Origin of the sequence: Caulobacter vibrioides (genome assembly GCF_002310375.3) — a bacterium.
Taxonomy (GTDB): domain Bacteria; phylum Pseudomonadota; class Alphaproteobacteria; order Caulobacterales; family Caulobacteraceae; genus Caulobacter; species Caulobacter vibrioides_D.
Genome location: NZ_CP023315.3, coordinates 564,790 through 591,721, shown reverse-complemented (window position 1 = coordinate 591,721; position 26,932 = coordinate 564,790). Strand labels below are relative to the sequence as shown.

Here is a 26,932-nt window from a genome sequence, read left to right as displayed (position 1 = left end):
GGCCAGACCCCTAATTGGGAGACCATTGGTCGCCTGGGCGCGTCGCGCGTCACAACAACTGGGTCGAATTTCATGCGTCTCGCCAAGACCGGCGCTCTCCAGCGACCAGACCAACGCGCTGGCTTGTCCCGCGCCGCTCAGCTCGCGACGCTCGCGTTCCTGAGCGCTGGCTTGGCGGCCTGTACGACGCCGGCGCGCAAGGTCGACGCCAAGCTGCCGGCCGCCTATGAGGCGGCCAGCGCCACGCCGCTCGCGACCCAGGCCCTGGACCAGTGGTGGATCCAGTTCGGCGACCCTGTTCTCAACGAGCTCGTCACCACAGCCCTTGCCCAAAGCCCCGACGCCCGGCTGGCCGCCGCGCGCCTGGAGGAGGCCCGCGCCATCCGTCAGGGCCAGGTGCGGCAGATCTTTATCCCGCAGACGCCTCTTGTCGGCTCGGCCCAACGAACAGACACGAACATCAGCGACCAGAGCGGCGCCGGGAGCTTCACCCAAGGCGGCATAAGCAAGACCTACGCCGCCGATTTCGATGTTTCTTGGGAGCTAGACCTGGTCGGGCGTCGCCTCGCGGCGCTGCGGGTGGTCAAGAACGACATGGCCGCCGCTCGCTTCGCCTATGAGGGCGCTCGCGCCGCGCTGGCCGCCAACGTCGCCCAAGCCTATTTCGAAGCGCGCGGTCTGGCGGTCCAGCTCGAAGACGCCCGTGAAAGCGTCCGCATCGCCAAGGCCCTGGCTGATGTCGCCGGCGAGCGCGGCCGCCGCGGTCTGACCGCCACATCCGAGGGCGAGCGCGCCGCTGCCGACCTGGCCCAGGCCCAAGCCCAGGTCGCCGCCCTGGAAGCCCAACTTCGGGCCTCGCGCCGTACGCTTCTGATCCTGGTCGGCAAGGGCGTCGATCCGCTGGAGTCCTTGGCGATCACGCCGTCGCTGGCCAAGCCGCCCGCCGTCCCCGCCACAGCGCCCAGCCAGTTGCTGGCCCGGCGTCCTGACGTGCGTGAAGCCGCTGCGCGCCTGGCGTCGGCGTCGGGCAACCTCAACATCAGCGAGTTGGCGCTCTTCCCCACCCTCACGCTCAAGCCGGGGATCGGAATTTCGAAGGCGATCACGCCCAGCTTCCTGGACGCGGGCGCGGAAACCTCGACGACCAGTTCGGCCTGGACGGTCGGCGCCAATCTCTCGATCCCGGTCCTGAACATCCCCAAGCTGATGTCCGACATCAAGGCCAGCAACGCTCGGGTCGAGCAGGCGGCGATCACCTACGAGAAAACGGTGCAAAACGCGTTCGGCGAGGCCGACAACGCCCTGGTCCAGTTGGCGGCCGACGAACGGCGCGTCGCGCTGCTTTCGGCGGGCGAACGCCGGGCCGCTGTGGCCTACGAGGCCAGCCGAAAGGGCTATGCGGCGGGCCTTACGGACCTGACCACAGCGCTGCAGGCCGAACAGGCCTGGCGCGCCGTCCGCTCGGCCGCCACCGGCGCCCAGACCCAGGCGCTGCAACGCGCCGTTCAAACCTACAAGGCTCTCGGCGGCGGTTGGTCGCCCGAGGCCGTCCCGACCAAGGCTTCCGCGCAGTGAGACCCGCTCCGATGACGACACGCTATCTGATCGCCACCGCCCTGGTCTGCGCCGGCGTGGGACTGACCGCCTGTGGCGACAAGAAGGACGCCACGGGCGACAAGGCCGCGCCCGCCGCCGCCTCGGCCCGCACCGTCAGCGTCGGCAGCGTCGAGACCCGTCCGCTGGGCGGCGGCATCGAGGCGTCCGGTCTGCTGGTCTCCCGCGAGGAGGCCGCCGTCGGATCGGAGCTTACCGGTTACCGCGTGGCGCGTCTCTACGCCGATGAGGGCGACTGGGTCCGCGCCGGTCAGCCTCTGGTCCAGTTGGACGACACGCTGCTGCGCGCCCAGATCGATCAGCAGGCCGCAGTGACCGCCCAGGCCCAGGCCGAGGCGGCGCGGGTGTCGGGCCTCGATGGCCAAGGCGTCCTCAGCCAGGAACAGATCGAGACGCGCCGCTACCAGGCCAAGGCCCAGGAGGCGGCGCTGAAGGAACTGCGGACGCGCGCGTCGCGCATGACCATCACCGCCCCCGTCAGCGGCCGCGTGCTGTCGCGCGGGGTCCAACCCGGCCAGATCGCCGGCGGCGGGACCGCCCCGTGGTTCACCATCGCCCGCGACGGTCTGGTGGAGCTGGACGCCGAGGTCAATGAAGCCGACCTGGGCGGCGTCCGCGCCGGCCAATCGGTGGCCGTGTCGCTGCCCGCCGGCCAGGCCCTCACGGGTGTCGTCCGCCTGGTCAGCCCGCGCGTCGACAGCGCCAGCCGTCTGGGCAAGGTTCGCATTCGCCTGCCGGTCCGCCCCGACCTGCGCCCGGGCGGCTTTGGCCGCGCCACCTTCGGCGCCTCCGGCACGCCGGTGACGGCGGTTCCGGAAGCGGCGATCCGCTACGAGGCCGATGGCCTGTTCCTGATGACGGTCGACAGCAACAACCGCGCCAAGCAGGTTCCTGTGAAGATCGGCCAGAAGGGCGGCGGCTGGGCTCAGGTGGTGCAAGGGCCGGCCGCCGGCACGCGCATCGTCCTCGGCGGCGCCGCCTTCGTCAGCGACGGTGACGTGATCCGTCCGGCGGCGGCCCAGCAGGCGGCCCGCTGATGAGCGAGCAGAACAATACGAGCGAGCACGCGACAGGGCAGTTGCGCGTCTCGGCCTGGGCGATCCGCAACCCGATCCCCGTGGCCGTGGTGTTCATCGCCCTGATGATCGCCGGCGTCGGCGCCTATCTGGGCCTGCCGATCAAGCAGTTCCCGAACGTCGAGTTCCCCGCCGTGACCGTCACGGTCACCCAGAGCGGCGCTGCGCCGGGCGAGATGGAGACCCAGGTCACGCGCCCCATCGAGGACGCGGTCGCCAGCATCTCCAACGTCAAGACCATCCGCTCATCGGTGGTCCAGGGCGCCTCGACCACCACGATCGAGTTCAATCTCGGGGAAGACCTGCAGAAGGTCACGGACGAGGTCCGCTCCAAGGTCGACCAGGCCCGCGCCGTGCTGCCGCGCGAGGTGGACGAGCCGCTCGTCCAGCGCCTGGAGATCACCAGCGCGCCGATCATCACCTACGCCGTCTCCGCCCCGGGGATGAGCGCGACGGACCTGTCCTGGTTCATCGACGACACCGTCACCCGCGCCCTCCAGGGCGAAAAGGGCGTGGCGCAGGTGGCCCGCGTCGGTGGTGTCGATCGCGAGATCAACGTCATCATCGACCCCGACCGCATGGCCTCGTTCGGCGTCACCGCGCCGCAACTGAACCAGGCCCTGGCCAGCTTCAGCGTCGACGCCCCGGGCGGGCGCGCCAGCATCGGCGGGCGCGAGCAGACCCTGCGCGTGCTGGGCGCGGCGACCACGATCGAGCAACTCCGCCAGATCACCATCCCCGTCGCGGGCGGCCGCTATGTGAAGCTGACCGACGTCGCCCAGGTCGGCCAGGGCTCTGAAGAGGAGCGCGGCTTCGCGCGGCTCGACGGTCGGCCTGTCGTCGCCTTCCAGGTGATGAAGACCCGCGACTCCAGCGACGTCGCCGTAGAGGATCGCGTCAAGGTCGCTGTCGACCAACTGGCGGCCAAGACCCCCGGTGTGACGTTCGTGAAGATCTTCTCGACCGTCGACGAGACCCGGGCCAGCTTCAAGGCCACCGAGCACACGCTGCTGGAGGGCATGCTCCTGGCGTCGCTGGTGGTGTTCCTGTTCCTGCGCGAATGGCGCGCGACCCTGATCACCGCCATCGCCATGCCCGTGTCGCTGGTGCCGACCTTCGCCTTCATGGCGTTCATGGGCTTCTCGCTGAACGTCGTGACGCTGCTGGCCCTGACTCTGGTCATCGGCATCCTGGTGGACGACGCGGTCGTCGAGATCGAGAACATCGAGAAACGGGTCGCGCGAGGACAGAGGCCGTTCCAGGCGGCGATGGAGGGCGCGGACGCCATCGGCCTGGCCGTGGTGGCGACCACCTTCACGATCGTGGCGGTGTTTGTGCCGGTGTCCTTCATGCCCGGCATGCCTGGCCAGTTCTTCAAGGAATTCGGCCTGACGGTCGCCGTGGCCGTGCTGTTCTCGCTGGTCGTGGCCCGGCTGCTGACGCCGCTGCTGGCCGCCTATTTCCTTAAGCCGGCAAAAGCCCCCCATCCGCGCAAGCCGTTCGAAGGCTTCTATCGAAACATCCTGGACTGGTCGCTGGACCACCGGATCCTGGCCTGCGTGATCGGCGGCCTGATCTTCATCGGGTCGATCATGCTGGCGGGGCTGCTGCCGACGGCGTTCCAGCCGCCCGCGAACAACAACTACTACTACCTCAAGGTTCAGGGGCCGCCCGGTGCGACGGTCGCCGACATGGACCGCACGGTTCAAGCGGTGACCACCATGTTCCGCAAGCGCCCAGAGGTGACCCACGTCTTCGCCCAGGTCGGTTCCAATATCGGCAGCGGCTGGGGCGGGCAGAGCAGCGCCGACATTCGTGACGCCACGATCACCATCGTCTTGACTGGGGACCGCGACCTGACGGTCACCGAGATCAAGCAGGAGGTCCGTGACGGTCTCCGCGACATCCCCGACGCGCGCGTGAATCTGCTGGGCGATTGGGGCTCGTCCGACGTACAAACCATCCTGGTCGCCGAGGACGGCCCGCTGCTGGAACGCACGGCGGCCAAGATCGAGCAGGAGATGCAGGGCCTGTCCACCGTGGCCGACCCGCGCCCGTCCTCGCCGCCCAGCGGACCGGAAATCCTGATCCGCCCCAAGGCCGACGAGGCTGCGCGCCTGGGCGTCAGCTCGGCCGACATCGCCGCCATCGCCCGCGTGGCCACCGTGGGCGACATCGACGCCAACGTCGCCAAGATGACCCAGGGCGAACGTCGGATCCCGATCCGGGTGCGCCTGCCGGCCGAGAGCCGCCAGGACCTGGAAGCGCTGGGCGCGCTGCAGGTGCCCACTGCGAACGGCGGCAGCACGCGCCTCGACACCGTGGCGGAGCTGTCGTTCCAGGCCGGTCCCGCCAAGATTGACCGCTTCGCCCGAAAGCGACAGGTCACCATCGAGGCCGACCTCAACAACGGCGCTCAGCTGGGCCAGGCCATGACCGACGTCGGCAACCTGCCGACCATGAAGAACCTGCCGCCGGGCGTGGGACCGGCCTCCGCCGGGGACCAGGAGGCGTTTGTCGAGCTCTTCACCGGCTTCGCCGTCGCCTTGCTGTCGGCCGTGGGTCTGGTCTTCGGGGTGCTGGTGCTGCTGTTCCGCAGCTTCTTCAAGCCGATCACCATCCTGTCGGCCTTGCCGCTGGCCATTGGCGGCGCGTTCTTCGCCCTCTTGGTGATGGGTCAATCGCTGTCGATGCCGTCGCTGATCGGCTTCCTGATGCTGATGGGGCTGGCCGCCAAGAACTCAATCCTGCTGGTCGAGTACGCCATCGAGCAGGAACGCGCCGGCCTCAGTCAGCGCGAGGCCATTATCGACGCTTGCCATGAGCGGGCCCGCCCGATCGTGATGACCACCCTGGCGATGATGGCCGGCATGTTGCCGACCGCCCTGGGCATTGGTACGGGCGCGGAGTTCCGCCAACCGATGGCCGTGGCGGTGATCGGCGGCCTAATCACCTCGACGGTCCTGTCCCTGGTGCTGGTGCCGGTGGTCTACGAGATCGTCGATGATTTCGAGATGTGGCTGAAGCCGAAGCTGGCGCGCGTGATCACCCCACGCGAGGCGCCCGGTCAGACCCCGATCGCCTGACAACGGCCCGGGCGTCCGGCACTGCGGTGTTGGACGCCCGGAGCGCGTTACAGGCCAGCGCGGACGCGCGCCCGCTTTAGGGAGATAGACTGCGCTAGAGCCCTTTCCGATCTGATTGAACCAATCAGATCGGATAAAAAGGCTCCATTTCAAAAGTTTAGAGCATTTTTCGACCCGATAACCGTTTCACACGTATCGGAAAGTGCTCTAGTCGCGCTTGGGCGCGTAACTCAGGCGACAAACCGTCCAACCGTCCTCACGAGACATCTCGAACTTGCCGCCCAGTTGCTGGGCCATGGCGCGGACAATGCGGAGGCCCAGGCTCTTGGAGGCGGTAGGATCAAAGCCGTCAGGCGGCCCTGCGCCATCGTCGCGAACGCTCAGGATGTGGGTCAGCCCCGACTGGTCCAGTGAGACCTGGACCCGCCCAGAGCCGCCCTCGCCAAATCCGTGCTCAAGCGCGTTGTTGAAGCTCTCCAACATGACGAGCGTGACGGGCGTGGCCTGGTCAGGATGCAGCGGCTGCTCACCGCCCTCGATCACAAGGCTCACCTGGGCGCCCGCCGCCGCCGCCGCGCCGGCCAGGACCACCTCGGCGAAGGTCCGGAACGGCGCGGGGTCGCCGACGGCGTTGTGGAGCTCGCGCTGGATCTTGGCGATCAGCTCAATGCGGCCGCCGGCCTCGGCGAGGGCGTGGCGGGCGTCCTCGTCGTTGATCCCGGAGCCCTGCAGCCTCAGAAGCGCGCCGACGACCTGAAGGTTGTTGCTCACCCGGTGGTGCAGCTCGCGATAGAGCAGGTCGCGGCTCTCGGCGAGCGCGGCGTAGCGGGCCCGCTCCTCCTCCAGCTGCCGCAAAGCCTTGCGCATGCCGTCGATGAAGAACACGTCGACCGCAACGACAAAGGCGTAGAACACCAACGCCAAGGCCGTGGAGAAATTGATACTCAGGCTGTGGAACGGCGGAATGAAGAAGTACCAGGCCGCGACCCCAGACAGCACGGCGCAGAGGATGGAGGGCCGCAGTCCGGCGAAATAGGCGGTGATGACGACCGCCGGGAAAAAGGTCAGGTACGGAAAGCCCGGCGGGAACCAGCCATCCAGGGCGTAGCGCAGCGCCCAAGCGACCAGGGTCGCCAGAACGGCGAACACATAGCCTCCGGCCTTTCCACGAATGAGCGCGTTGACAGCCAAGCTCTTCCCCCGAGGCGTTATCTGGTGGGGGAAAGGCGAAGGACCGTCAAGCCGGTAGCCGACATAGGCCGCGCCGAGCTTCGCCCAAAGCAAAAGGCCCCGGAGATTGCTCTCCGGGGCCTTCGCATTTCTAGCCGAGGCTAAGAGCGTTCGAGATTACTCGACGATCTTGGCGACGACGCCGGCGCCGACGGTGCGGCCGCCTTCACGGATGGCGAAGCGCAGGCCTTGGTCCATGGCGATCGGGGTGATCAGCTCGACGTCCAGCTCGGCGTTGTCGCCCGGCATGATCATTTCCACGCCTTCCTTCAGCTTGATGATGCCGGTGACATCGGTCGTGCGGAAGTAGAACTGCGGACGGTAGTTGGTGAAGAACGGGGTGTGACGGCCGCCTTCTTCCTTGTTCAGGATATAGGCTTCGGCCACGAACTTGGTGTGCGGCGTGATCGAACCCGGCTTGCACAGCACTTGGCCGCGCTCGACGTCTTCACGCTTGGTGCCGCGCAGCAGCACGCCAACGTTGTCGCCGGCTTGACCTTGGTCCAGCAGCTTGCGGAACATTTCGACGCCCGTGCAGGTCGTCTTCTGGACCGGACGGATGCCGACGATTTCGACTTCTTCGCCGACCTTCACGATGCCCTTTTCGATACGGCCCGTGACCACGGTGCCGCGGCCCGAGATCGAGAACACGTCTTCGACCGGCATCAGGAACGGCAGGTCAACGGGGCGTTCCGGCTGCGGGATGTAGGCGTCGACCGAAGCCATCAGCGCCAGGATCGCCTCTTCGCCGATCTTGGCGTCGCGGCCTTCCACGGCGGCCAGGGCCGAACCCTTGGTGATCGGAATGTCGTCGCCCGGGAACTGGTAGCTGCTCAGCAGCTCGCGCACTTCCATTTCGACGAGCTCCAGCAGCTCTTCGTCGTCGACCATGTCGACCTTGTTCATGAACACGACCAGAGCCGGCACGCCGACCTGACGGGCCAGCAGGATGTGCTCGCGGGTCTGCGGCATCGGACCGTCAGCGGCCGACACGACCAGAATCGCGCCGTCCATCTGGGCCGCGCCCGTGATCATGTTCTTCACGTAGTCGGCGTGGCCGGGGCAGTCGACGTGCGCGTAGTGACGGTTGGCCGTCTCGTACTCGACGTGCGCGGTGTTGATCGTGATGCCGCGGGCCTTTTCTTCCGGCGCAGCGTCAATGTCGGCGTAGTTCTTGGCGGTCGCGCCGCCCGACTTCGCCAGCGTGATCGTGATCGCCGCCGTCAGCGTCGTCTTGCCATGGTCAACGTGACCGATGGTGCCGATGTTGCAGTGCGGCTTAGTGCGTTCGAACTTTTCCTTGGCCATCTTCTTAGCTCCAGGACCCCAGAACCCTTCGATAAACGGGGGGGCCTTCAATAGGTTGGACTTCTGGGGTGGATGCGAGAGGGGCCTACGAAGGCCCCTCCCTGTCTCTAACCCACGCTTTTCCTTGGGAAAAGCTTAGGCGTACTTCTTGATCACTTCGTCGGCGACGTGTTGCGGCACCGGATCGTAGTGGTCGTAGACCATGCTGAACTGAGCGCGGCCTTGCGACATACCCCGCAGGGTGTTCACGTAACCGAACATGTTGGCCAGCGGGACGTAGGCGTTCACGACAGTCGCGTTGCCGCGCATGTCTTGACCCTGGATCATGCCACGGCGGCTGTTCAGGTCGCCGATGACCGAGCCCAGATATTCTTCCGGCGTCACGACCTCGACCTTCATGATCGGCTCGAGCAGCTTGGGAGCGCCCTTTTCGCGCAGCTCCTTGAAGGCGGCGCGCGAGGCGATTTCGAAGGCCAGAACCGACGAGTCGACGTCGTGGTACTTGCCGTCCGTCAGGGTCGCCTTGAAGTCGATCAGCGGGAAGCCGGCCAGCAGGCCGCTGTCCTTGACCGATTCCAGGCCCTTTTGGACGCCCGGGATGTATTCCTTCGGCACCGCGCCGCCGACGATCGCGCTTTCGAACACGAAGCCCGAACCCGGCTCGCCCGGTTCGAAGGTGATCATGACGCGGGCGAACTGGCCCGTACCACCGGTTTGCTTCTTGTGCGTGTAGTCGATGTCGACCTTGCGGCCCAGCGATTCACGATAGGCAACCTGCGGCGCGCCGATGTTGGCTTCGACCTTGTAGGTCCGCTTCAGGATGTCGATCTTGATGTCCAGGTGCAGTTCGCCCATGCCCTTCAGGATCGTCTGGCCGCTTTCGAAGTCGGTCGAGACGGTGAAGGACGGATCTTCGGCGGCCAGCTTCTGCAGGGCGACGCCCAGCTTTTCCTGGTCGGCCTTCGACTTGGGTTCGACGGCGATTTCGATAACCGGAGCTGGGAATTCCATGCGCTCCAGGATGACCGGCGACTTCAGCGGATCGCACAGGGTGTCACCCGTGCGGGTTTCCTTCAGGCCAGCCAGGGCGACGATATCGCCGGCGTAGGCTTCCTTGATGTCTTCGCGGTTGTTGGAGTGCATCAGCAGCATGCGGCCGACGCGCTCGCGCTTGTCGCGCGTCGAGTTCAGCAGCGACATGCCGGTTTCCATCCTGCCCGAATAGATGCGGCAGAAGGTCAGCGAGCCGACGAAGGGGTCGTCCATGATCTTGAACGCCAGAACCGACAGCGGCTCTTCGTCCGAGGCCTGACGGGTGGTCTCTTCTTCGGTCTTGAAGTCGATGCCCTTGGTCGGCGGGATGTCCACCGGCGAGGGCAGGTAGTCGACGACGGCGTCGAGCAGGGGCTGGACGCCCTTGTTCTTGAAGGCCGAGCCGCAGAGGATCGGATAGAAGGCGCCGGTCAGAACGGCCTTACGGATGCACTTCTTGATCGTGTCGATCGAGGGCTCTTCGCCGCCCAGATAGGCTTCCATGGCGTCGTCGTCGAGCTCGACGGCGTTCTCGACCAGGTAGGCGCGCGCTTCGACGGCCTTATCCAGCAGGTCGGCCGGGATTTCTTCGTCGCGATAGGTCGCGCCCAGACCGTCGTTGTCCCAAACCACGGCCTTCATGCGGACCAGGTCCACGAGGCCCTTCAGGTTCGACTCGGCGCCGATCGGGAATTGGATCGGAACGGCCTTGGCGCCCAGACGGTCGCGGATCGACTCGACCGACTTGTCGAAGTCGGCGCCGATCTTGTCCATCTTGTTGACGAACACGATCCGCGGAACGTTGTACTTGTCGGCCTGACGCCAGACGGTTTCGGTCTGCGGCTCGACGCCGGCGTTACCGTCCAGCACCGTCACGGCGCCGTCGAGAACGCGCAGGCTGCGCTCGACTTCGATGGTGAAGTCGACGTGCCCGGGGGTGTCGATGATGTTGAGACGCTTGTCGTTCCAGAAAGCGGTCGTCGCGGCCGACGTGATCGTGATGCCGCGCTCTTGCTCCTGCTCCATCCAGTCCATGGTGGCGGCGCCATCGTGGACTTCACCGATCTTGTGCGACTTACCGGTGTAATAAAGGATCCGCTCGGTCGTCGTCGTCTTGCCCGCGTCGATGTGGGCCATGATGCCGAAGTTGCGGTAGTCTTCGATTTTATGCGTGCGGGGCATAGCGATCGCTCTGCGAAACGGGGCGGCCCTGGACGGACACGACCGGGATTAAACGTGCGGCGCGGGCGGTTTATCTCAAACCGCCCGCGCCTGAAAGAGTGCTGGTAAGAAAGGTTACCAGCGGTAGTGCGAGAACGCCCGGTTGGCTTCGGCCATCTTGTGGGTGTCTTCGCGCTTCTTCACGGCGGTGCCGCGGTTGTTCGAAGCGTCCAGCAGCTCACCAGCCAGCTTTTCGGTCATGGTGTTTTCGCCACGCTTGCGAGCGGCGGTCACCAGCCAACGGATGGCCAGGGCGCGGCGACGGTCCGGACGGACTTCAACCGGCACCTGGTAGGTGGCGCCGCCAACGCGACGCGACCGGACTTCGATCGCCGGGGCGACGTTGTCCAGAGCGGAGTGGAAGGTCTCAAGCGGACCTTGGTCCTTGCGCTTGGATTCCAGGATGTCGAAAGCACCATAGATGATGTTTTCGGCGACGGCTTTTTTGCCCTCGTACATCACGTAGTTCATGAACTTCGTGACAACCAGATCCCCAAACTTGGGATCCGGCAGGACTTGGCGTTTCTCGGCGCGACGGCGGCGGGACATCTTCTTCTATTCCTTACTTCGGACGCTTGGCGCCGTAGAGCGAACGACGCTGCTTACGATCCTTGACACCTTGGGTGTCGAGGACGCCGCGCAGGATGTGGTAACGGACGCCGGGCAAATCCTTGACGCGGCCGCCGCGGATGAGCACCACCGAGTGCTCCTGCAGGTTGTGGCCTTCACCCGGAATGTAGCACACGGCTTCAATGCCGGTGGTCAGACGGACCTTGGCGACCTTACGCAGAGCCGAGTTCGGCTTCTTCGGGGTCGTAGTGTAAACGCGGGTGCAAACGCCGCGACGTTGCGGGCAGCCCTTCAGGGCGGGCACCTTGTTCCGCACCGGCTTCGGGGAGCGCGGCTTACGGATGAGCTGGTTAATGGTAGGCATTAAGTCTCTGCTCTGATGGAAGCGTGTGCCTTTCGGCCGGGGCGCTTCAGGTCCTTGTCTTTGTTTTTCGGCTTTTCAAGGCTCAGCTAAGAGACCCGATAAACACGAAACTCGCCGGAGCGCGGGAAGCACACCGGCGGGTTCAGGTTCCCGGCCAAACAAAAAGCCCGGCAGGAACGTAAGCTCATCAGGACGGACGCGAACGGCCGCCTCGAAAAAGAGCGCGGTATGTACTCGCGAAGTGGTCCAGCGTCAACCGCCTGTTCCTGCGTCGGTTAACGCCGCCTTAAGGCCCCAATCTAGGCCGCGTTTTCGCCACTTCAAGCTGCGCAGCTTGACCGGGGGTGGCGGCGCTTGCCTTGGTGGCGGCGAACGCCATTTGGGAAGGCGGGGCGCGCCCCGAAAGAGGGGCCAGGAGTTCAGGTGAGCGTCAGCATGGGGGCCAGCGTCGACAAGCGACGTCGCGCGACGATCTTCGCCGGCTCGCTGCTGCTGCACGTCGCATTGCTGGCGTGGCTGGCCTTGCCCGCGGCCCCTTTGCTGCAGACGTTCGCGGAGGATGATCTGTCGACCATGACGCTGGAGCTCCAGCGTCCGGCCCCGCTTCCCCGCGAAGCGCCAAGGCCGCGCCCGTCTTCGGCGACGGAGGCCGCATCCGATCGGCCCCTGCCCTTCACGGTCCGCGCGGCCGTCCGCCCCGTCCCGGCGGGAACGCCGACCTTGGAGGTTCCGACGTCGGGTCTATCGCGTCCCGGCGTCGCCATCCGCCCCGCGCCCTTGCCAGGCGACGGCGCCGGCGACCTGCGCACGGCCTTGCGGGGAAGCGCCACGGGCTGTGTCAGCGCGGACGCCGTGGGCCTGAACCGCCGCGAGCGCGAGCGCTGCGACGAGCGGTTCGGCGCGGCCAAGGCCAAGGGCGATCCTCTCTCGGCCATGAACGCCGACAAGCGGCGCGCGCTGGACGCCCAGGCCGCCGCCCAGGACGCCTATCGGCGTTACCAGAACGCCCCGATGGGCCCCGGGGTCGACCACCGCAGTCGGGATCACCCCGGCACGATGAAGGAGATCCCGTTCGTACTCGGCGCGCAGCAGGACGGCCTAGGCCGCGAGCGCAAGTCCGTGGTCGACGAGATTCGGCGAAACCAGGACCTTGAGGCGCGGGCGACACGGTTCCTGGAACTGCAGAAGAAGGCCGGCCAGCGGCCCTAGCCCGGGCGTCGCGGGGCGCTGGCCTTTGGGGCTTCAGGCGCGGCTAAGCCGCCCTTCGCATCGAAGCCGCCGCCCCTTCGCGAACGCGGAATCGTTGCACCAACTCAGCCAGGCCTCGCACCTCGCGCAGCAGGCCCTGGCTGGACGCCGCCGAACGGCTGGCCATGGCCGTGGTGTGCTGGGTGCCCTGGTCCATGCTGTTGACGGCGTTGTTCACCTCGGAAAGGCCTGCCGACTGCTCCTGCGCGCTGGCCGCGATCTCGGTGATCACGGTGCTGATCGCGCCGACCTGGCTGGCGATGCGCTGCAGGGTCTCCCCCGCCGCCCCCACCAGCGACACGCCGGACTGAACCTGACGTTCGGAGTCGGCGATGTGGGTCTTGATCTCCTTGGCGGCGTCGGCCGAGCGCTGGGCCAGCGCCCGTACTTCTTGGGCGACCACGGCGAAACCGCGCCCGGCATCGCCCGCACGGGCGGCCTCGACCCCGGCGTTCAGGGCCAGCAGGTTGGTCTGGAAGGCGATCTCGTCGATCACGGTGATGATCTGGGCGACCTGACGCGAAGAGACTTCGATGCCGCCGATGGCCTCAACGGCCGAGGCGACCACGTCGCGCGACCGGCCCGCCTCGCTCTGGGCTTCGCTGACGGCGCGATAGGCTTCCTGCGCGCCGCTGGCCGTCTTGCGAACCGTGGCGGTGATCTCGTCGAGCGCAGCGGCGGTCTCCTCCAGGCTGGCGGCCTGGGCTTCGCTGCGACGCGAGAGGTCGTCGGCGGCTTCGGCGATGCCGCCGGCCCCGGCGTTGAGCTGAGCGACCGCCGACACCACCGCGACCATGGCGCCTTCAAGCCCCTCCACCGCGCGATTGAAATCGGCGCGCAAGCTCTCATAGTCGTCGGCGAAGGGCTCGGTCAGGCGGACGGTCAGATCGCCGTCCGACAGGCGCTGGAGGCCATCGGCCAAACGACGCACGACCTGAGCCTGGTCGGCGGCGCGGCGCGCGCCCTCGGCGCCGGCGGCTTCGCGTTCGGCCTCCGCAGAGGCGCGTACGGCGGCGGCTTCACCGGCCAGGCGGCTCTTTTCCAGCGCCTCATCGCGGAAGCGGTGCACAGCGTCCGCCATCTGGCCGATGTCGTCCTGACGGCCGGCGAAGGCCAGAGCGACGGTCAGATCGCCGGCCATCAGCTTGCCCATGGCGTCGCGCAGCGCGCCCAGCGGCGACAGCTGGCGGCGCGCCATGAGCACCGAGGCCAAGGCCCCTGCGACGCCCAGCAACACGCAGGCGACCGCCAGCAGCGTCAGCTGACGATAGACCGGCTGGAAATAGTCGGCCTGCGGAACGCCCACATAGAGCACGCCGATGACTTGGCCCGACGCGTCCTTGATCGGGTCATAGGCGACGAAGAAGGGCCTATCCAGGATCTTGGCCTCGCCGCGATAGGATTCGCCGCGCCCCAGAACCGCATCATGGACCGGCCCCTTGGCGAGGACGGTGCCCACGGCGCGCGAGCCGTCAGGCTTGGTGACGTTGGTGGTGATGCGCTTGTCGCCCATGAAGACCGTGGCGGTGCCTCCCACCAGGGCCTTCACCCGGTCGACGCCTGCGAAATCACCGTTCAGCGGCCGGTCGCCCACGAACAGCGTGTCGCCCTCGCGCCGGAATGTCTTGCCGCGCTCGCCGATCACGTCCCAGGCCACGCGCATGCTGGCTTCCTGGTTCTGCGTCGCTTGGCGGCGGGCGAAGTCCAGCGAGCTCTTGGCCACGATGCCCAGGACCGCGAGGGTCAGGACGAGGAAGGCAAGGGCGATGGTCAGACTGACCTTGGTGGAGATGCTGGCGCGCACGAGAGCGATTCCTAGTGGTTCGCCCGACCATCCGTTTCGGCGCCCTGAAAAATGATTAAAATCAATGTCCGAACAGCGTTATTATAGCGTGAGCGACGATCGGTCGCGGCCAGGCTGACTTGCACCTGATATGCCGTTTCCACCCGCGCAGGTTCGGGGTGCAAGGACCCTCAAGACGGGATCGGAAACGCCGCGCCGGGGAAGGTGATCTGGGCTGCACGAGCCTTGACCACCACCCTCGTCGGCCTAGGGTCGTTGCATGACCCGCACGATCCTCGCCGTCCTGACCCTTGCCCTGTTCCTGCCCTTCTCTGCGCTGGCTGCGGACTGGCCGACCAAGACCGGCGACTTCATCGCCCGCGACGTCGCCTTCAAGTCCGGTGAGACGCTGGCCGAAGTGCGCATGCACTACACCACGCTGGGCACGCCACGCCGCAACGCCAAGGGCGAGATCGAGAACGCGGTGATGGTCCTGCACGGCACTGGGGGCTCGGGCCGCAACTTCCTGGTCCCGATCTTCGCCGATGAACTCTATGGTCCAGGCCAGCCGCTGGACCTGGCGACCACCTATGTAATCCTGCCCGACAATATTGGGCACGGCGGCTCGTCCAAGCCGAGCGATGGCCTGCGCATGGCGTTCCCGCGCTACGACTATGACGACATGGTCGCGCTGCAACACCGGCTGCTGGTCGAAGGGCTAGGCGTAAAGCGCCTGAAGCTGATCCTCGGCACGTCGATGGGCTGCATGCATGCTTTCGTCTGGGGCGAAGCCTATCCCGGTTTCGCCGAACGGCTCGCGCCGTTCGCCTGCAACGCCGCGCCCCTGGCTGGCCGCAATCGCATGTGGCGCAAGATGGCGCTCGACGCGATCCGCGCCGACCCGGCCTGGATGGGCGGAAACTATACCACCCAGCCGTTGGCGGGCCTTCGGACCGTCACCAACCTGCTGATCCTGGCGGGGGCCAACCCCCTGGCCCAGCAGGCGCAGTATCCAACCCGTGAAGCCACCGAGAAGGCGTTGGAACAGAGCTTCAACGCCCGCATCGGCGCGATCGACGCCAATGACGCGCTCTACTACATCGACGCGTCGCGGAACTACGACCCCTCCCCAGCCTTGGAGAAGATCACCGTGCCGGTCCTGTGGATCAATTCGGCCGACGACTTCATCAATCCGCCGGAACTGGGCTTGGCCGAGCAGCTTGTGAAGCGGATGCCCAAGGCGCGCTTCGTGCTGATCCCGGCGTCGACGGAGACGCGGGGCCATGGAACCCATACGGCGGCGAAATTCTGGAAGGCGGATCTGGCGAGACTGCTGGCGCAGTAGAGCCCGTACGCCAAGGCCCGAAAAGCAAAAGCCCCGCGCCTGAGAGACGCGGGGCTTTCGATTTCAGCGAACCTGAAAAGCGTCAGGCGATCTTTTCGACCTGAGTATATTCCAGCTCCACCGGCGTGGCGCGGCCGAAGATCGAGACGGTGACGCGCAGGCGCGACTTCTCTTCGTCGACATATTCCACCGAGCCGTTGAAGCTGGCGAACGGGCCGTCGGTGACGCGAACGTTCTCGCCGACTTCGTACAGGACAACGGCCTTCGGGGCGGTGACGCCCTCCTCGATCGCGCCGACGATGCGCTGAACTTCCTTTTCGGAGACCGGCATCGGCTTGGAGCCGCTACCCAGGAAGCCCGTGACCTTCGGGGTGTTCTTGATCAGGTGGTAGGCTTCGTCCGAGAGGTTCATCTTCACCAGCACGTAGCCGGGGAAGAACTTGCGCTCGGCGTTGACCTTACGACCACGGCGGATCTCGACGACCTCTTCGGTCGGGACGAGGATTTCCGAGAAGTTCTCTTCCAGGCCCTGGTTCTTGGCCTGCTCGCGGATGCTCTCGGCCACCTTCTTCTCGAAGTTCGAGTAGGCGTGGACGATGTACCACTTGTGGTTCGGATTGGACGCGGTTTCGGTGCTCATCGTCTTTATCTTATCCCGCGGTCGCCAGCTTCAGGAGCTGGTTGATGGCGAAGCCAATGCCGCCGTCCACGGCGGTGAAGAACAGCGAAGCCAGCACCACCATGATGAAGACCATCACCGAGGTGATCCAGGTCTCCTTGCGCGTGGTCCAGGTGATCTTGCGGGCTTCGGCGCGCACTTCGCGGAAGAACTGCACCGGGTTGGTGCGCTTCTTCGGGGCAGGAGCGGCGGCGCCCGTCGCGCCAGCGCCGGCAGGCGCCATCGCCGCCGCCGTCTTGGCGGCGCGGTTCTTCATCGCGGACGGGCTGGATCCCGGTTTCCTGGCCATGCTCTTGAGGCTCACGACTTTCTAGATGACCCGGGTCGGCGAGCGACCCGGTGGCCAAAACGATCGGGCCGAAACACCGACCCGTCGGAAACATATAGTGGCAGGAGTGGAGGGACTCGAACCCCCGGCCCTCGGTTTTGGAGACCGATGCTCTACCAGCTGAGCTACACTCCTGCGGACCGACCACCCTTTCGGGCCGACGGACATCCGGAGACAGACAGCGCGCCGGAAGCTTTCAAGCCTCGGCGCGCCTGTCTCTGTCGCCAGAGCCGCGCCATTTAGCAGGGTCGCACTCGCCCGGCAAGCGGGGCGCGGAGGATTGCCGATTTTGGCGCGCGGAACTTTGCGGCGTCGCCTCGTTTACCGCGCCTGACGGGATCAAAGCCGCACCCGAAGCGTTACACGCCCATGCCAAGCCTATCGAACACGCCCGCCGAAGATCGCCCCTCGAATCGAGAGGTCGAGAACGAGAACATGCGCCCCGCCCGCGAAGGCCAGGCGCCGCGCCCGGCGACGGAGCCGCCAGGATCAGCAGACAGCGTCCGCTCGCCGAAGACCCAGACCGATCCGGGCTCCGGCGAGGGGTGAAGCAGGCTTTGAGCTAGCCAGCCTTACTGGGCTTGGCCTTGTCTTCCTTGCCCGTTGAAGCGCTGCTGGCCGGGACCGACGCGCCGCACTGGATGCCAAGATACGACCACCGCACGTCCGTCAGCTGACGACCGCATTGGGTGTTCTTGCCCATGTCCTTGCCCTGCAAAGAGATCGCAACCCCCTTGCTCAGATCGGGCGCCGGGTTCGCCGTGCTGATGTCATAGTACCCGCCACCTCGTCCTTTCACGACAAGGCAGTTCGTGTTCTCCACCGGACGAACACAGCCCGACGCCGTGACGGGCGTCGCTTCCACGATGACTTGCTGAGCCTGCGCGACCTTCGACTTCGCGCCACTGTCACTGCAACCGGCCAAACCAAACGCTACCAGACTGGCCGCCGCGGCGGCCCCTACGAACCAAACCCGCATACGTTCCTCCGTATCGTTGGCTTCGCGAACGAAGCAACGTGAAGTCTGCGCCCCCTTTCGAGGTGCGGCAATCACAATTTCGCCCTTTTCGAAAAATCGGTCTGTTCATCTTCGTGACGAGAAACGCGCTTGGCATTTGCGTCGCTGCGAGAGGCAAGCTTGCCACCTACTGAGCGGATGGAATGAAATAATCTTCCGCGAGGTGACCGAATGACCGATCTATCAAACGATTGTTTGCGGACCTGGGTTTTTATAGGATTCTCCGCGCCAATACTTCCGCTCATCTTCTGGTCACCGACACAGCCAGCGCCCGCGCCGACGTCAGGAGTTTTTCCAAACCCGGCATTAGACAACCGGCGTTGACATCGCGGCGGCCTTCCACACATGAGACAGGTGCCGCCAAAGGGCCTGGGCGGCTCCATCGCGCGCCGCCTGGCGCGACCGCCTTTTCCGCGCCGAGCGCGCCAGGACACAAAGAGTTCAGATGACGGCCAACGCGACCGCCGCCGCCCCCGTGAAGGAAACGCCGTACTTCGTCGAGAAAGTGCTGTGGGTTAAACACTGGACCGACCGCCTGTTCAGCTTCGCCATCACCCGGCCCGCGAGCTTCCGCTTCCGTTCGGGCGAGTTCGTGATGATCGGCCTGCCGCCACGCGAAGCGCTGGGCGAGAAGAAGCCGATCCTGCGCGCCTATTCGATTGGCTCGCCTTCGTTCGCCGAAGAGCTGGAGTTCTTCTCGATCAAGGTTCCCGACGGCCCGCTGACCTCGCGCCTGCAACTGATCCAGGAAGGCGATGAGATTCTTCTTGGCAAGAAGCCGACCGGCACCCTGGTGTTGGACGCCGTGCGTCCCGGCAAGCGGCTCTTTCTGTTCGGCACCGGCACGGGCCTGGCGCCCTGGCTTTCGGTGGCGCGCGATCCCGACGCCTACAGCCGTTTCGAACGCGTGATCGTCGCCCATGGCGTGCGCGAGGTGAAGGAACTGGCCTATCGCGATCTCTTCACCCAGGACATCTTCGAAGATCCGCTGGTCGGCGACGAGGCGCGCGCCCAGTTGACCTACTATCCGACCGTGACCCGCGAGCCGTTCGAGCGCCAGGGCCGTTTCACCGACCTGATCACCAGCGGCAAGCTGTTCTCCGATCTTGGGATCGACGGCGACAAGTTCGATCCGGAAAACGACCGCGCCATGCTGTGCGGCTCGATGGCGATGATCAAGGACACGGCGGCCCTGCTCGAGGCTCATGGCCTCAAGGAAGGCTCCAACGCCGAACCGGGTGATTTCGTGATCGAGCGCGCGTTCGTCGGCTAGGGCCCTCGATGGCTAGGGCCCTCGATCTTGGGGCTCGCCCCCGACGGCGGATCGGCTAGGGTCTGCCGATGGTCGACTCGCCGCCTAAAACCCTGAGAAATCTGACCGTCGAAGAGGCGCGCGAGCGCATCCTCCTGGGCGCCTCACGGCTAGGCGTTGAGCCGGCGCGGCTGGTCGATAGCCTTGGTCGGGTTCTGGCGGAGCCCGTTATCGCCGGTCGCGCGCAGCCGCCTTTCGATGCGTCGGCCATGGACGGCTGGGCGATACGACGATCCGATTATGTCCCCAACGCGCCCTTCCGGATCGTTGGCGAAAGCGCCGCCGGCAACGCCTACCCCCGCCCGGTCGGCGCCGGCGAAGCGGTGCGGATTTTCACCGGCGCGCCGCTCCCGGCGGACGCTGATCTTGTGATCATCCAGGAGGAGGCGGTCCGCAACGGCGACCAGATCCGCTTCGACGCGGGCCAGGACCCTCGCCACAACATCCGGCCCGCCGGCGGTGACTTCCAGCCTGGCGACACCCTTCTGAACGCCGGCGTCGTGATCGACCCCTGGCGCCTTTCCCTGATCGCCGCGGCCGGGCGCGCCGAGGTCTCGGTGGCGCGGCGCCCCCGCGTGGCGGTTCTGGCCACCGGCGACGAACTGGTTCCGCCGGGGACGACGCCCCGTCCCGACCAGATTTTCGAAAGCGGCTCTTTCAGCCTCGCGGCGCTGATCGAGGCCTGGGGCGGCGAGGCGGTTCGGCTCAGCGCGCAAGGCGACGACGCCCAAGCGATCGCGGCCGCTGTGGCCCCGGCGAAGGTCGATCTGATCGTCACGATCGGCGGCGCCTCGGTCGGCGACTATGATCTGGTCAAGCCAGCGCTTCACACGCTGGGCTTGGCGCTTTCGGTCGAAACCATCGCTCTGCGCCCAGGAAAACCGACCTGGAGCGGACGCCTGGCCGACGGCCGCCGTGTTCTAGGTCTGCCCGGCAACCCGGCCTCGGCGCTGGTTTGCGCGGAACTGTTCCTGAAGCCGTTGCTGGTCGCCCTCGCCGGGGCGGACCCGGAGGTCCGCCTGGTTCCCGCGCGTCTGGCCATCCCGCTTCCGGCGGGCGGGCCGCGAGAGCACTGGATGCGCGCGTCGCTGTCGACAGATCCAGAGGGGCGAACCATCGCCACGCCATTCCCCGATCAGGATTCCTCGCTGGTCAGCGTGTTCGCACGCGCCGATGCTCTCCTGCGCCGAGCGATCGGCGCGCCCGCCGCTGCGACCGGGGACCTGATCGAAGTTCTGCCGCTTCGGCGCGGCTGAAAACGCGACGACATAGAATTGACGTGCTAAGCCCGGATTTGAGTTCGCCGGGCGTGACCCGACCTTCACCGCTTCAGAGGTTCGTTTCATGGGGCATGCAGGAAAGATCGCGACCCACGTCCTGCTGGCCTTCGTGGCCCTGCTCGCCGGTCGCTATCTCGTCATCGACATGCCGTTCACGCGGGACACGCTGCTGCAGGCGACCCTGTACGGCCTGGCGGCGTTCATCGTGGAGCTAGCCTTCCGGGTCGAGCGGGCGCCGTGGCGCTTCGTCTCCGCCACCGACCATCTGAGACTGCTCCGGTCGGCCGTCCTGACGGCGGCTGCGTTTCTGGTCATCACCCGCCTGACCCATCCTGGGATCGATGGTGGTTTGCGCACCGTGGCCGGCGCGGCCCTCATCCAGGCCGCGCTCCTGTCGGCGCTGCGTGTTGTCCGCCGCAGCCTGCACGAGCGGATGCTGCTCGACTCGGTGCTACGCCTTGGCCCAGCTTCGATGCACCCGGCCTTGCCCAGGCTGCTGATTATCGGCTCAGCCTCGGAAGCTGAAGCCTTCCTGCGCGCGCCCGCCGGCCTTGGCGAACGTTACGCGCCGATCGGCGTGGTCTCCCCGCTCGACCGCGAGACCGGCGATGAGCTGCGGGGCGTCTGCGTGCTGGGCTCGATCGCCGACTTCGACAGCGTGCTGGCACGCCTGCGCGACAGCGGCCTGTCGCCGGCCGCCATCCTGTTCCTCACCGACAGCGCGATGAGCACCTTCGGCGCCGAGCGCCTGGGCCGGCTGAAGACCGAGGGCGTGCGGCTGCTGCGCCGTCACGGTGTGGTCGAGATGGGCGCGGCGGCGAACACACCGCAACTGCGCGAGATCAGCATCGAAGAACTGCTGAGCCGGCCGCCGGTTCGGCTCGACCCAGAGCCCGTCCGCGCGCTGGTGTCCGGCCGTCGGGTGCTGGTCACGGGCGCCGGGGGCAGCATCGGCTCCGAACTCTGCCGCCAGATCGCCGCCAGCGGCTGCGCCCATCTGACCATGGTCGACGCCTCTGAATACAATCTGTTCCACATCGATCGCGAGATCGCCGAGCGGCATCCCATGCTGTCCCGACGCGAAGCGCTCTGTGACGTCCGCGACGCCGCGCGCGTTCAGCGCGTCTTCGTGGAGATGAAGCCTGACATCATTTTCCACGCCGCGGCGCTCAAGCATGTCACGCTGGTCGAAAACCATCCGTGCGAGGGCGTTCGCACCAATGTGCTGGGCACCCGCAACGTGGCTGTCGCCGCCAAGGCCTGCGGCGCGGCTCATCTGGCCCTGATTTCCACCGACAAGGCCGTGGCGCCGACCAGCGTCATGGGGGCGGCCAAGCGGGTCGCCGAGGCCGTGGCGCGCCAATACGGCGGCGGCGGCGACATGCGGGTCAGCATCGTGCGCTTTGGCAATGTGCTCGGCTCGGCCGGATCGGTCGTCCCGATCTTCAAGAGCCAGATCGCGCGCGGCGGGCCGATCACCCTGACCCATGCCGAGGTCGAGCGCTACTTCATGACCATCCCGGAGGCGGTGCAACTCGTGCTCCGCGCCGTGGCGCTGTCGATGATCGCGTCCGAACCTGAAGCTGGCGTGCTGACCCTTGAGATGGGCGAGCCGGTCAAGATCATCGATCTGGCCCGGCGGATGATCGAGCTGCAGGGCCTGACCCCCGGGCGCGATATCGACATCCAGATCACCGGGCTGCGTCCGGGCGAGAAGCTGACGGAAACGCTTGTCGACGTGAACGAGGTCGCACGCCTCAAGGCGCCGGGCATCATGGAAGCTGTTCGCCTGGCCCCCGCGCCGACCATCGCCGACCAGCGCCTTGCGGAGCTGGACGCCTTGGCCGAGGTCGGCGACGAGGCCAGCGTGCGTGCGCGCCTGTTCGAACTGGTGGAAGACCTTCGACAGGTCGGCCAGTCCAAGGTGGTCAAGATCCGGGCGTCCTAGGCGGCGCTCTGGAGGATCGTGCAGGAGACCTGGAGGATCGATCTAACGGGTTCGGATTTGTTGTGGGATACGACCTCCGCGATCCTCCCCGATCGTCTCCCAAAATCCGAGGACTATCCCATGGCCACCGCCAAAGGCTACGCGGCGCCCGCCGCGGGCGCGCCGCTAGCGCCCTTCACGTTTGATCGTCGCGACCCCAATCCCGACGACGTCGTCATCGCCATCAAGTACTGCGGGGTCTGCCACTCCGACATCCACATGGTCGACAACGGCTGGGGTCAGAGCGTCTATCCGATCGTCCCCGGCCACGAGATCGCCGGCGTTGTCACCGCCGTCGGCGCCAACGTCACCCGCTTCAAGGAAGGCGACCATGTCGGCGTCGGCTGCTTCGTCGACAGCTGCGTCACCTGCAAGGCCGCGCGCGACCTGGACCGCGAGCAGTACCAGCCCGGTCTGGTGCTGACCTACAGCGCCTTTGAGCCGGGTTCGGACACCCCGACCTACGGCGGCTATTCCGACCATATCGTGGTCAAGGACGACTATGTCCTGTCGATCCCCGAGCATCTGCCGCTGGACGCCGCCGCGCCGCTGCTGTGCGCCGGTATCACGCTCTATTCGCCGCTGCGCCACTGGAACGCGGGCCCCGGCAAGAAGGTGGCGATCCTGGGCATGGGCGGCCTCGGCCACATGGGCGTCAAGCTGGCCCACGCCATGGGCGCGGAGGTCACGGTTCTCAGCCAAACGCTGTCCAAGAAGGACGACGGCCTGCGCCTGGGCGCCGATCACTACTACGCCACCAACGATCCGAAGACCTTCGAGACCCTGGCCGATACGTTCGACCTGATCATCTGCACCGTCTCGGCGCCGCTGGACTGGGGCGCCTACCTGGCGCTGCTCAAGGTCGACGGGACCATGGTGCTGGTCGGCGCGCCGGAAGAACCGGCCCAGCTCAACGCCTTCGCCCTGATCCCCGGCCGTCGCACCCTGGCGGGGTCGATGATCGGTTCGATCAAGGAGACGCAGGAGATGCTCGACTTCTGCGGCGAGAAGAACATCGTCGCCGATATCGAGGTGATCGCGATCGACCAGATCAACGCCGCCTACCAGCGCATGCAGAAGAGTGACGTGCGCTATCGCTTCGTGATCGACATGGCCACGCTCTAGCAGGTTCGAAGGGGGAAGCGTCGTACCGGCGTTTCCCCCGCCCTCACCTCAGTGGAAATCGCGGCTGCGCAGCAGGCGGCCCGACACCTTCTGGCGTATGCGCGGCGCCGGCGCGCCCGGCTCGTCGCGCAGGCTGGAGAGCTCGGCCGAGAGGTCGGTGAAGCGCTCGGCGACGACGTGGATCACGTTGTCGGCCCGCTGCACGCGCCCGTGGACGATCAGGAACGAGGCGGTCATCACCACATTGCGGGCCGCCTCGAACCGGTCTTTCCAGACCACCGCATTGGCCACGCCCGTCTCGTCCTCGAGCGTGACGAACACCACGCCCTTGGCCGTGCCGGGCCGCTGGCGGATCAGGACAAGACCGGCCACCGACACCCTGGCGCCGTCCTTCAGAGACAGCAGCCGCTCGGCGGGAACCACGCCCCGGGCGGCCAACATCGATCGATAGAAGCCGATCGGATGGGCCTTCAAGGAAAGGCTGGTGGTGCGATAGTCCTCGGCCACCTCCTGGGTCGCGGCCATGGCCGGCAGCGCCACCCGCTCTTCGAACAGCGGCAGGCCCGCCAGCAGCGGCGCCTGAACCGGCGCCTTGTGCTCGCCCTTCAGGCCTTTGACCGCCCACAGCGCCTCGCGGCGGCTGAGCCCCACCGAGGCGAAGGCGTCGGCCTCGGCCAGCAGCTCCAGCGCCTTCTGCGGCACGCCGCCCTGGGCGAACTCGGCCGGCGTACGCGCGCCCTCGGCCCTGGCCTTTAACAGCGGCGGGATGTCGAGCGTCTCCCGCAGCCCCTTGATCTGGCGAAAGCCCAGCCGCACCGCCTTCCAGTGCGGACGGGTCTCCTGGCAGGCGATCTTGTCATGGCGAACATGGGGGACGCGGAAGCCCGTGCTGATCGGCGCCAGCGTGCAGTCCCAGTCGCTGGTCAGAATGTCGGGCGGCAGCACCTCGACCCCGTGCTCGCGCGCGTCCCGCACCAGTTGGGCCGGCTGATAGAAGCCCATCGGCTGGGCGTTGATCAGGGCCGCGCAGAACACGTCGGGCCAGGCCCATTTGATCCAGGCCGAGACATAGACCAGCTTGGCGAAGCTGGCCGCGTGGCTCTCGGGAAAGCCATAGTGGCTAAAGCCCTCGATCTGCTTGAAGCAGCGCTCGGCGAAGGCGCGCTCATAGCCGCGCCCGACCATGCCTTCGATGAACTTGTGACGATAGGCGTCCGGCGAGCCCAGGTTGCGGAAGGTCGCCATGGCCTTGCGCAGGCCGTCGGCCTCGTCGGGCGTGAACTTGGCCGCCTCGATGGCCAGGCTCATGGCCTGCTCCTGGAACAGCGGCACGCCGAAGGTCTTGCCTAGAATCTCCTGGAGCTCGTCGGGCGGACCATGCTCGGGCGAGGGCTTGGGCCAGTCGACCGGCTCCTCTCCATTGCGCCGCTTCAGATAGGGATGGACCATGTCGCCCTGGATTGGCCCCGGACGCACGATCGCCACCTGGATGACCAGATCGTAGAATTCGCGCGGCCGGAGCCTCGGCAGCATCGACATCTGGGCCCGGCTCTCGACCTGGAACACGCCCACGCTGTCGGCCGCGCACAGCATGTCGTAGACGCCCGGAACCTCCTTGGGGATATCGGCCAGGTCCTTCAGCCAATCTTGGCCATGGTCTTCGCGCAGCATCGTCATGGCCCGCTGGATGGCGTGCAGCATGCCCAGCGCCAGGATGTCGACCTTCATCAGGCCCAGGCTGTCGATGTCGTCCTTGTCCCACTCGATGAAGGTGCGATCCTTCATCGCCGCCTTGCCGATCGGCACGGTCTCGTCCAGGCGGCGCTTGGTCAGGACAAAGCCGCCGACATGCTGGGAGAGGTGACGCGGAAAGCCGATCAGGTCGTTGGCCAGCCCGACCGCGCGGGCGATCTCCGGCGCCTTTGGATCCAGGCCTGCGTTGCGCAGGTGATCCTCGGGCAGGCCGTCGCCCCAGCTGCCCCAGACCGTACCGGCCAGCAGGCTGGTGACGTCCTCGGTCAGGCCCAGCGCCTTGCCCACGTCCCGAATGGCGCTGCGCGGCCGGTAGTGGATCACGGTCCCGCAGATGGCGGCGTACGCCCGGCCATAACGCTGGAACACGTACTGCATGACCTCCTCGCGCCGATCGTGCTCGAAGTCGACGTCGATATCGGGCGGCTCGCCCCGGTTCTCGGAGATGAAGCGGGTGAACAGCAGGCGGTGCTCAGTGGGGTCGATCGCGGTCACGCCCAGGCAGAAGCAAACCGAAGAATTGGCCGCCGAGCCTCGTCCCTGGCACAGGATGCCCATCCTACGCGCCTCGCGCACGATGTCGTGCACAGTAATGAAGTAGTTGGGGTAGTTCATCTTCTCGATCAGCCGCAGCTCCTCCTGGATCTGGGCCGTGACCTTCGCGCTGACCCCGTTCGGATAGCGCCAGGCCGCGCCCTTCCAGGTCAGGTCAGTCAGGTGCTGCATCGCCGTCTTGCCCGGTGGGACCGGTTCGTCCGGGTACTGCTCGCGGATGTCCTTCAGGTCGAAGCCGATGCGTTCGACGATCTCGACCGTGCGCTCGACCGCGCGCGGCCAACGGTCGAACAGGCGCGCCATCTCCTCGGGCGACTTGATGTGGCGCTCGGCGTTGGTCTCCAGTCGGAAGCCCGCCTCCTGGATCGCGCAATGCTCGCGTACACAGCTGATCACGTCCTGCAGCGGACGCCGCTCCGGGCCGTGATAGAGCACGTCGTTGGTGGCGACGATCGGCGCTCCGACCGCGCGCCCCAAGCCCTCAAGCCGCGCCAGACGCTGGAGATCGCGGGCGGCGTAGGCCCGGCTGGCCGCCAGCCACGAGCGCCCGCGCAGATCGCCGGCCATCCGCGTGAGGTCCTGCTCGAACGGCTCATCCAAGGACGCCGGCGGCACGATAAGACCTAGCTGCCCTTCGGAATGGTCCAGAAAGTCCGCCCAGGTCAGGTGGCATTCGCCCTTTTCGGCCCGCAGTTGCCCAACAGTGAGCAGCCGGGTCAGGCGGCCGAACGCCTCGCGGTCGGTGGGGTAGCAGAGCAGGCTGGGCGTACCGTCCATGAAGTCCAGACGGCAACCGGTCAGTACACGGATTGATCGTCGCTTAGCCGCCGTCCAGGCGCGCACCACGCCGGCCAAGCTGTTGCGGTCGACGATCCCGATCGCCGTCAATCCCAGCGCCTCGGCTGTGAGCGCCAGCTCCTCGGCGTGCGAGGCGCCGCGCAGGAACGAGAAGTTGGTGGTCGCCTGCAGCTCGGCATAGGCGGGAAGGCGCATGTTAGGTCCTCCCCCTCGCGGGGGAG

The 26,932-nt window shown here is 66.6% G+C and carries 19 protein-coding genes, 1 tRNA gene and 2 pseudogenes; 11 read left to right on the top strand and 11 right to left on the bottom strand.

The annotated features are described in order from the left end of the window. The first annotated feature begins 72 nt into the window (after positions 1-72). Genes CA606_RS02910 through CA606_RS02900 form a run of 3 tightly spaced genes read left to right on the top strand, consistent with a single transcriptional unit; the run spans position 73 to position 5,776 of the window. On the top strand, positions 73-1,575 hold the full coding sequence (locus CA606_RS02910) for an efflux transporter outer membrane subunit (protein ID WP_096052466.1): 1,503 nt from the start codon (positions 73-75) through the stop codon (positions 1,573-1,575). Continuing rightward, complete coding sequence (locus tag CA606_RS02905) at positions 1,533-2,651, top strand: efflux RND transporter periplasmic adaptor subunit (RefSeq protein WP_096052467.1); 1,119 nt, start codon at positions 1,533-1,535, stop codon at positions 2,649-2,651. Before CA606_RS02910 ends, CA606_RS02905 begins: the two co-directional genes overlap by 43 nt. After that, a complete protein-coding gene (locus CA606_RS02900; RefSeq protein WP_096052468.1) occupies positions 2,651-5,776 on the top strand; it encodes an efflux RND transporter permease subunit in 3,126 nt (1,041 codons plus the stop codon). The genes CA606_RS02905 and CA606_RS02900 overlap by 1 nt, the downstream gene beginning before the upstream one ends. Before the next feature lie 207 nt (positions 5,777-5,983). Here the strand turns inward: CA606_RS02900 and CA606_RS02895 are convergent, their stop codons facing one another. From CA606_RS02895 to rpsL, 5 genes are all read right to left on the bottom strand, one after another. After that, complete coding sequence (locus CA606_RS02895; RefSeq protein ID WP_096052469.1) at positions 5,984-6,967, bottom strand: sensor histidine kinase; 984 nt, start codon at positions 6,965-6,967, stop codon at positions 5,984-5,986. Positions 6,968-7,123: 156 nt separating this feature from the next. Continuing rightward, positions 7,124-8,314 (bottom strand): elongation factor Tu, encoded by a 1,191-nt coding sequence (tuf, locus tag CA606_RS02890; RefSeq protein WP_096051670.1) that lies wholly within the window; start codon positions 8,312-8,314, stop codon positions 7,124-7,126. Between the two features lie 135 nt (positions 8,315-8,449). Next, a complete protein-coding gene (fusA, locus tag CA606_RS02885) occupies positions 8,450-10,528 on the bottom strand; it encodes an elongation factor G (protein ID WP_096052470.1) in 2,079 nt (692 codons plus the stop codon). A 114-nt stretch (positions 10,529-10,642) separates the two neighbouring features. Then, entirely contained in the window at positions 10,643-11,116 is a 474-nt protein-coding gene (gene rpsG / locus CA606_RS02880) for a 30S ribosomal protein S7 (RefSeq protein WP_096052471.1), read from the bottom strand. A 13-nt stretch (positions 11,117-11,129) separates the two neighbouring features. Next, complete coding sequence (gene rpsL / locus CA606_RS02875) at positions 11,130-11,501, bottom strand: 30S ribosomal protein S12 (protein ID WP_004624021.1); 372 nt, start codon at positions 11,499-11,501, stop codon at positions 11,130-11,132. A gap of 23 nt (positions 11,502-11,524) precedes the next feature. Here rpsL and CA606_RS02870 point away from each other — a divergent pair. Then, positions 11,525-11,791 (top strand): annotated as a pseudogene (locus tag CA606_RS02870) (hypothetical protein). Between the two features lie 133 nt (positions 11,792-11,924). Then, entirely contained in the window at positions 11,925-12,710 is a 786-nt protein-coding gene (locus tag CA606_RS02865) for a hypothetical protein (RefSeq protein ID WP_096052472.1), read from the top strand. A 43-nt stretch (positions 12,711-12,753) separates the two neighbouring features. Here the strand turns inward: CA606_RS02865 and CA606_RS02860 are convergent, their stop codons facing one another. Then, the gene (locus CA606_RS02860) at positions 12,754-14,553 is read right to left on the bottom strand and encodes a methyl-accepting chemotaxis protein (RefSeq protein ID WP_096052473.1); all 1,800 of its coding nucleotides are present in this window, start codon (positions 14,551-14,553) and stop codon (positions 12,754-12,756) included. 259 nt (positions 14,554-14,812) lie between these two features. On the opposite strand from CA606_RS02860, the gene CA606_RS02855 reads away from it, so the two are divergent. After that, on the top strand, positions 14,813-15,877 hold the full coding sequence (locus CA606_RS02855) for an alpha/beta fold hydrolase (RefSeq protein ID WP_096052474.1): 1,065 nt from the start codon (positions 14,813-14,815) through the stop codon (positions 15,875-15,877). A gap of 82 nt (positions 15,878-15,959) precedes the next feature. Here the strand turns inward: CA606_RS02855 and nusG are convergent, their stop codons facing one another. The 3 genes from nusG to CA606_RS02840 form a co-directional block, all read right to left on the bottom strand. Beyond that, positions 15,960-16,517, bottom strand: coding sequence for a transcription termination/antitermination protein NusG (gene nusG / locus CA606_RS02850; protein ID WP_096052475.1), 558 nt, complete (start codon positions 16,515-16,517; stop codon positions 15,960-15,962). 10 nt (positions 16,518-16,527) lie between these two features. Next, positions 16,528-16,845, bottom strand: a complete 318-nt coding sequence (secE, locus tag CA606_RS02845; protein ID WP_096052476.1) for a preprotein translocase subunit SecE — start codon at positions 16,843-16,845, stop codon at positions 16,528-16,530. Between the two features lie 98 nt (positions 16,846-16,943). Further along, positions 16,944-17,019, bottom strand: a tRNA-Trp gene (locus CA606_RS02840). A gap of 234 nt (positions 17,020-17,253) precedes the next feature. Here CA606_RS02840 and CA606_RS02835 point away from each other — a divergent pair. Further along, positions 17,254-17,433, top strand: a complete 180-nt coding sequence (locus CA606_RS02835) for a hypothetical protein (RefSeq protein WP_096052477.1) — start codon at positions 17,254-17,256, stop codon at positions 17,431-17,433. A gap of 13 nt (positions 17,434-17,446) precedes the next feature. Here CA606_RS02835 and CA606_RS02830 read toward each other — a convergent pair whose 3' ends face one another. Further along, the gene (locus CA606_RS02830; RefSeq protein ID WP_096052478.1) at positions 17,447-17,863 is read right to left on the bottom strand and encodes a hypothetical protein; all 417 of its coding nucleotides are present in this window, start codon (positions 17,861-17,863) and stop codon (positions 17,447-17,449) included. A gap of 384 nt (positions 17,864-18,247) precedes the next feature. Between CA606_RS02830 and CA606_RS02825 the strand changes: the two are divergent. From CA606_RS02825 to CA606_RS02810, 4 genes and pseudogenes are all read left to right on the top strand, one after another. After that, positions 18,248-19,175: pseudogene (locus tag CA606_RS02825) on the top strand (ferredoxin--NADP reductase). Positions 19,176-19,243: 68 nt separating this feature from the next. Then, positions 19,244-20,470, top strand: coding sequence for a gephyrin-like molybdotransferase Glp (glp, locus tag CA606_RS02820; protein WP_096052479.1), 1,227 nt, complete (start codon positions 19,244-19,246; stop codon positions 20,468-20,470). A gap of 88 nt (positions 20,471-20,558) precedes the next feature. After that, entirely contained in the window at positions 20,559-22,442 is a 1,884-nt protein-coding gene (locus CA606_RS02815; protein WP_096052480.1) for a nucleoside-diphosphate sugar epimerase/dehydratase, read from the top strand. Between the two features lie 120 nt (positions 22,443-22,562). After that, positions 22,563-23,606 carry an NAD(P)-dependent alcohol dehydrogenase gene (locus CA606_RS02810; RefSeq protein WP_096052481.1) on the top strand — a complete coding sequence of 348 codons (1,044 nt, stop codon included), beginning with the start codon at positions 22,563-22,565 and terminating at the stop codon, positions 23,604-23,606. A gap of 48 nt (positions 23,607-23,654) precedes the next feature. Here CA606_RS02810 and CA606_RS02805 read toward each other — a convergent pair whose 3' ends face one another. Then, positions 23,655-26,906 (bottom strand): error-prone DNA polymerase, encoded by a 3,252-nt coding sequence (locus tag CA606_RS02805; protein ID WP_096052482.1) that lies wholly within the window; start codon positions 26,904-26,906, stop codon positions 23,655-23,657. Positions 26,907-26,932: the final 26 nt, after the last annotated feature.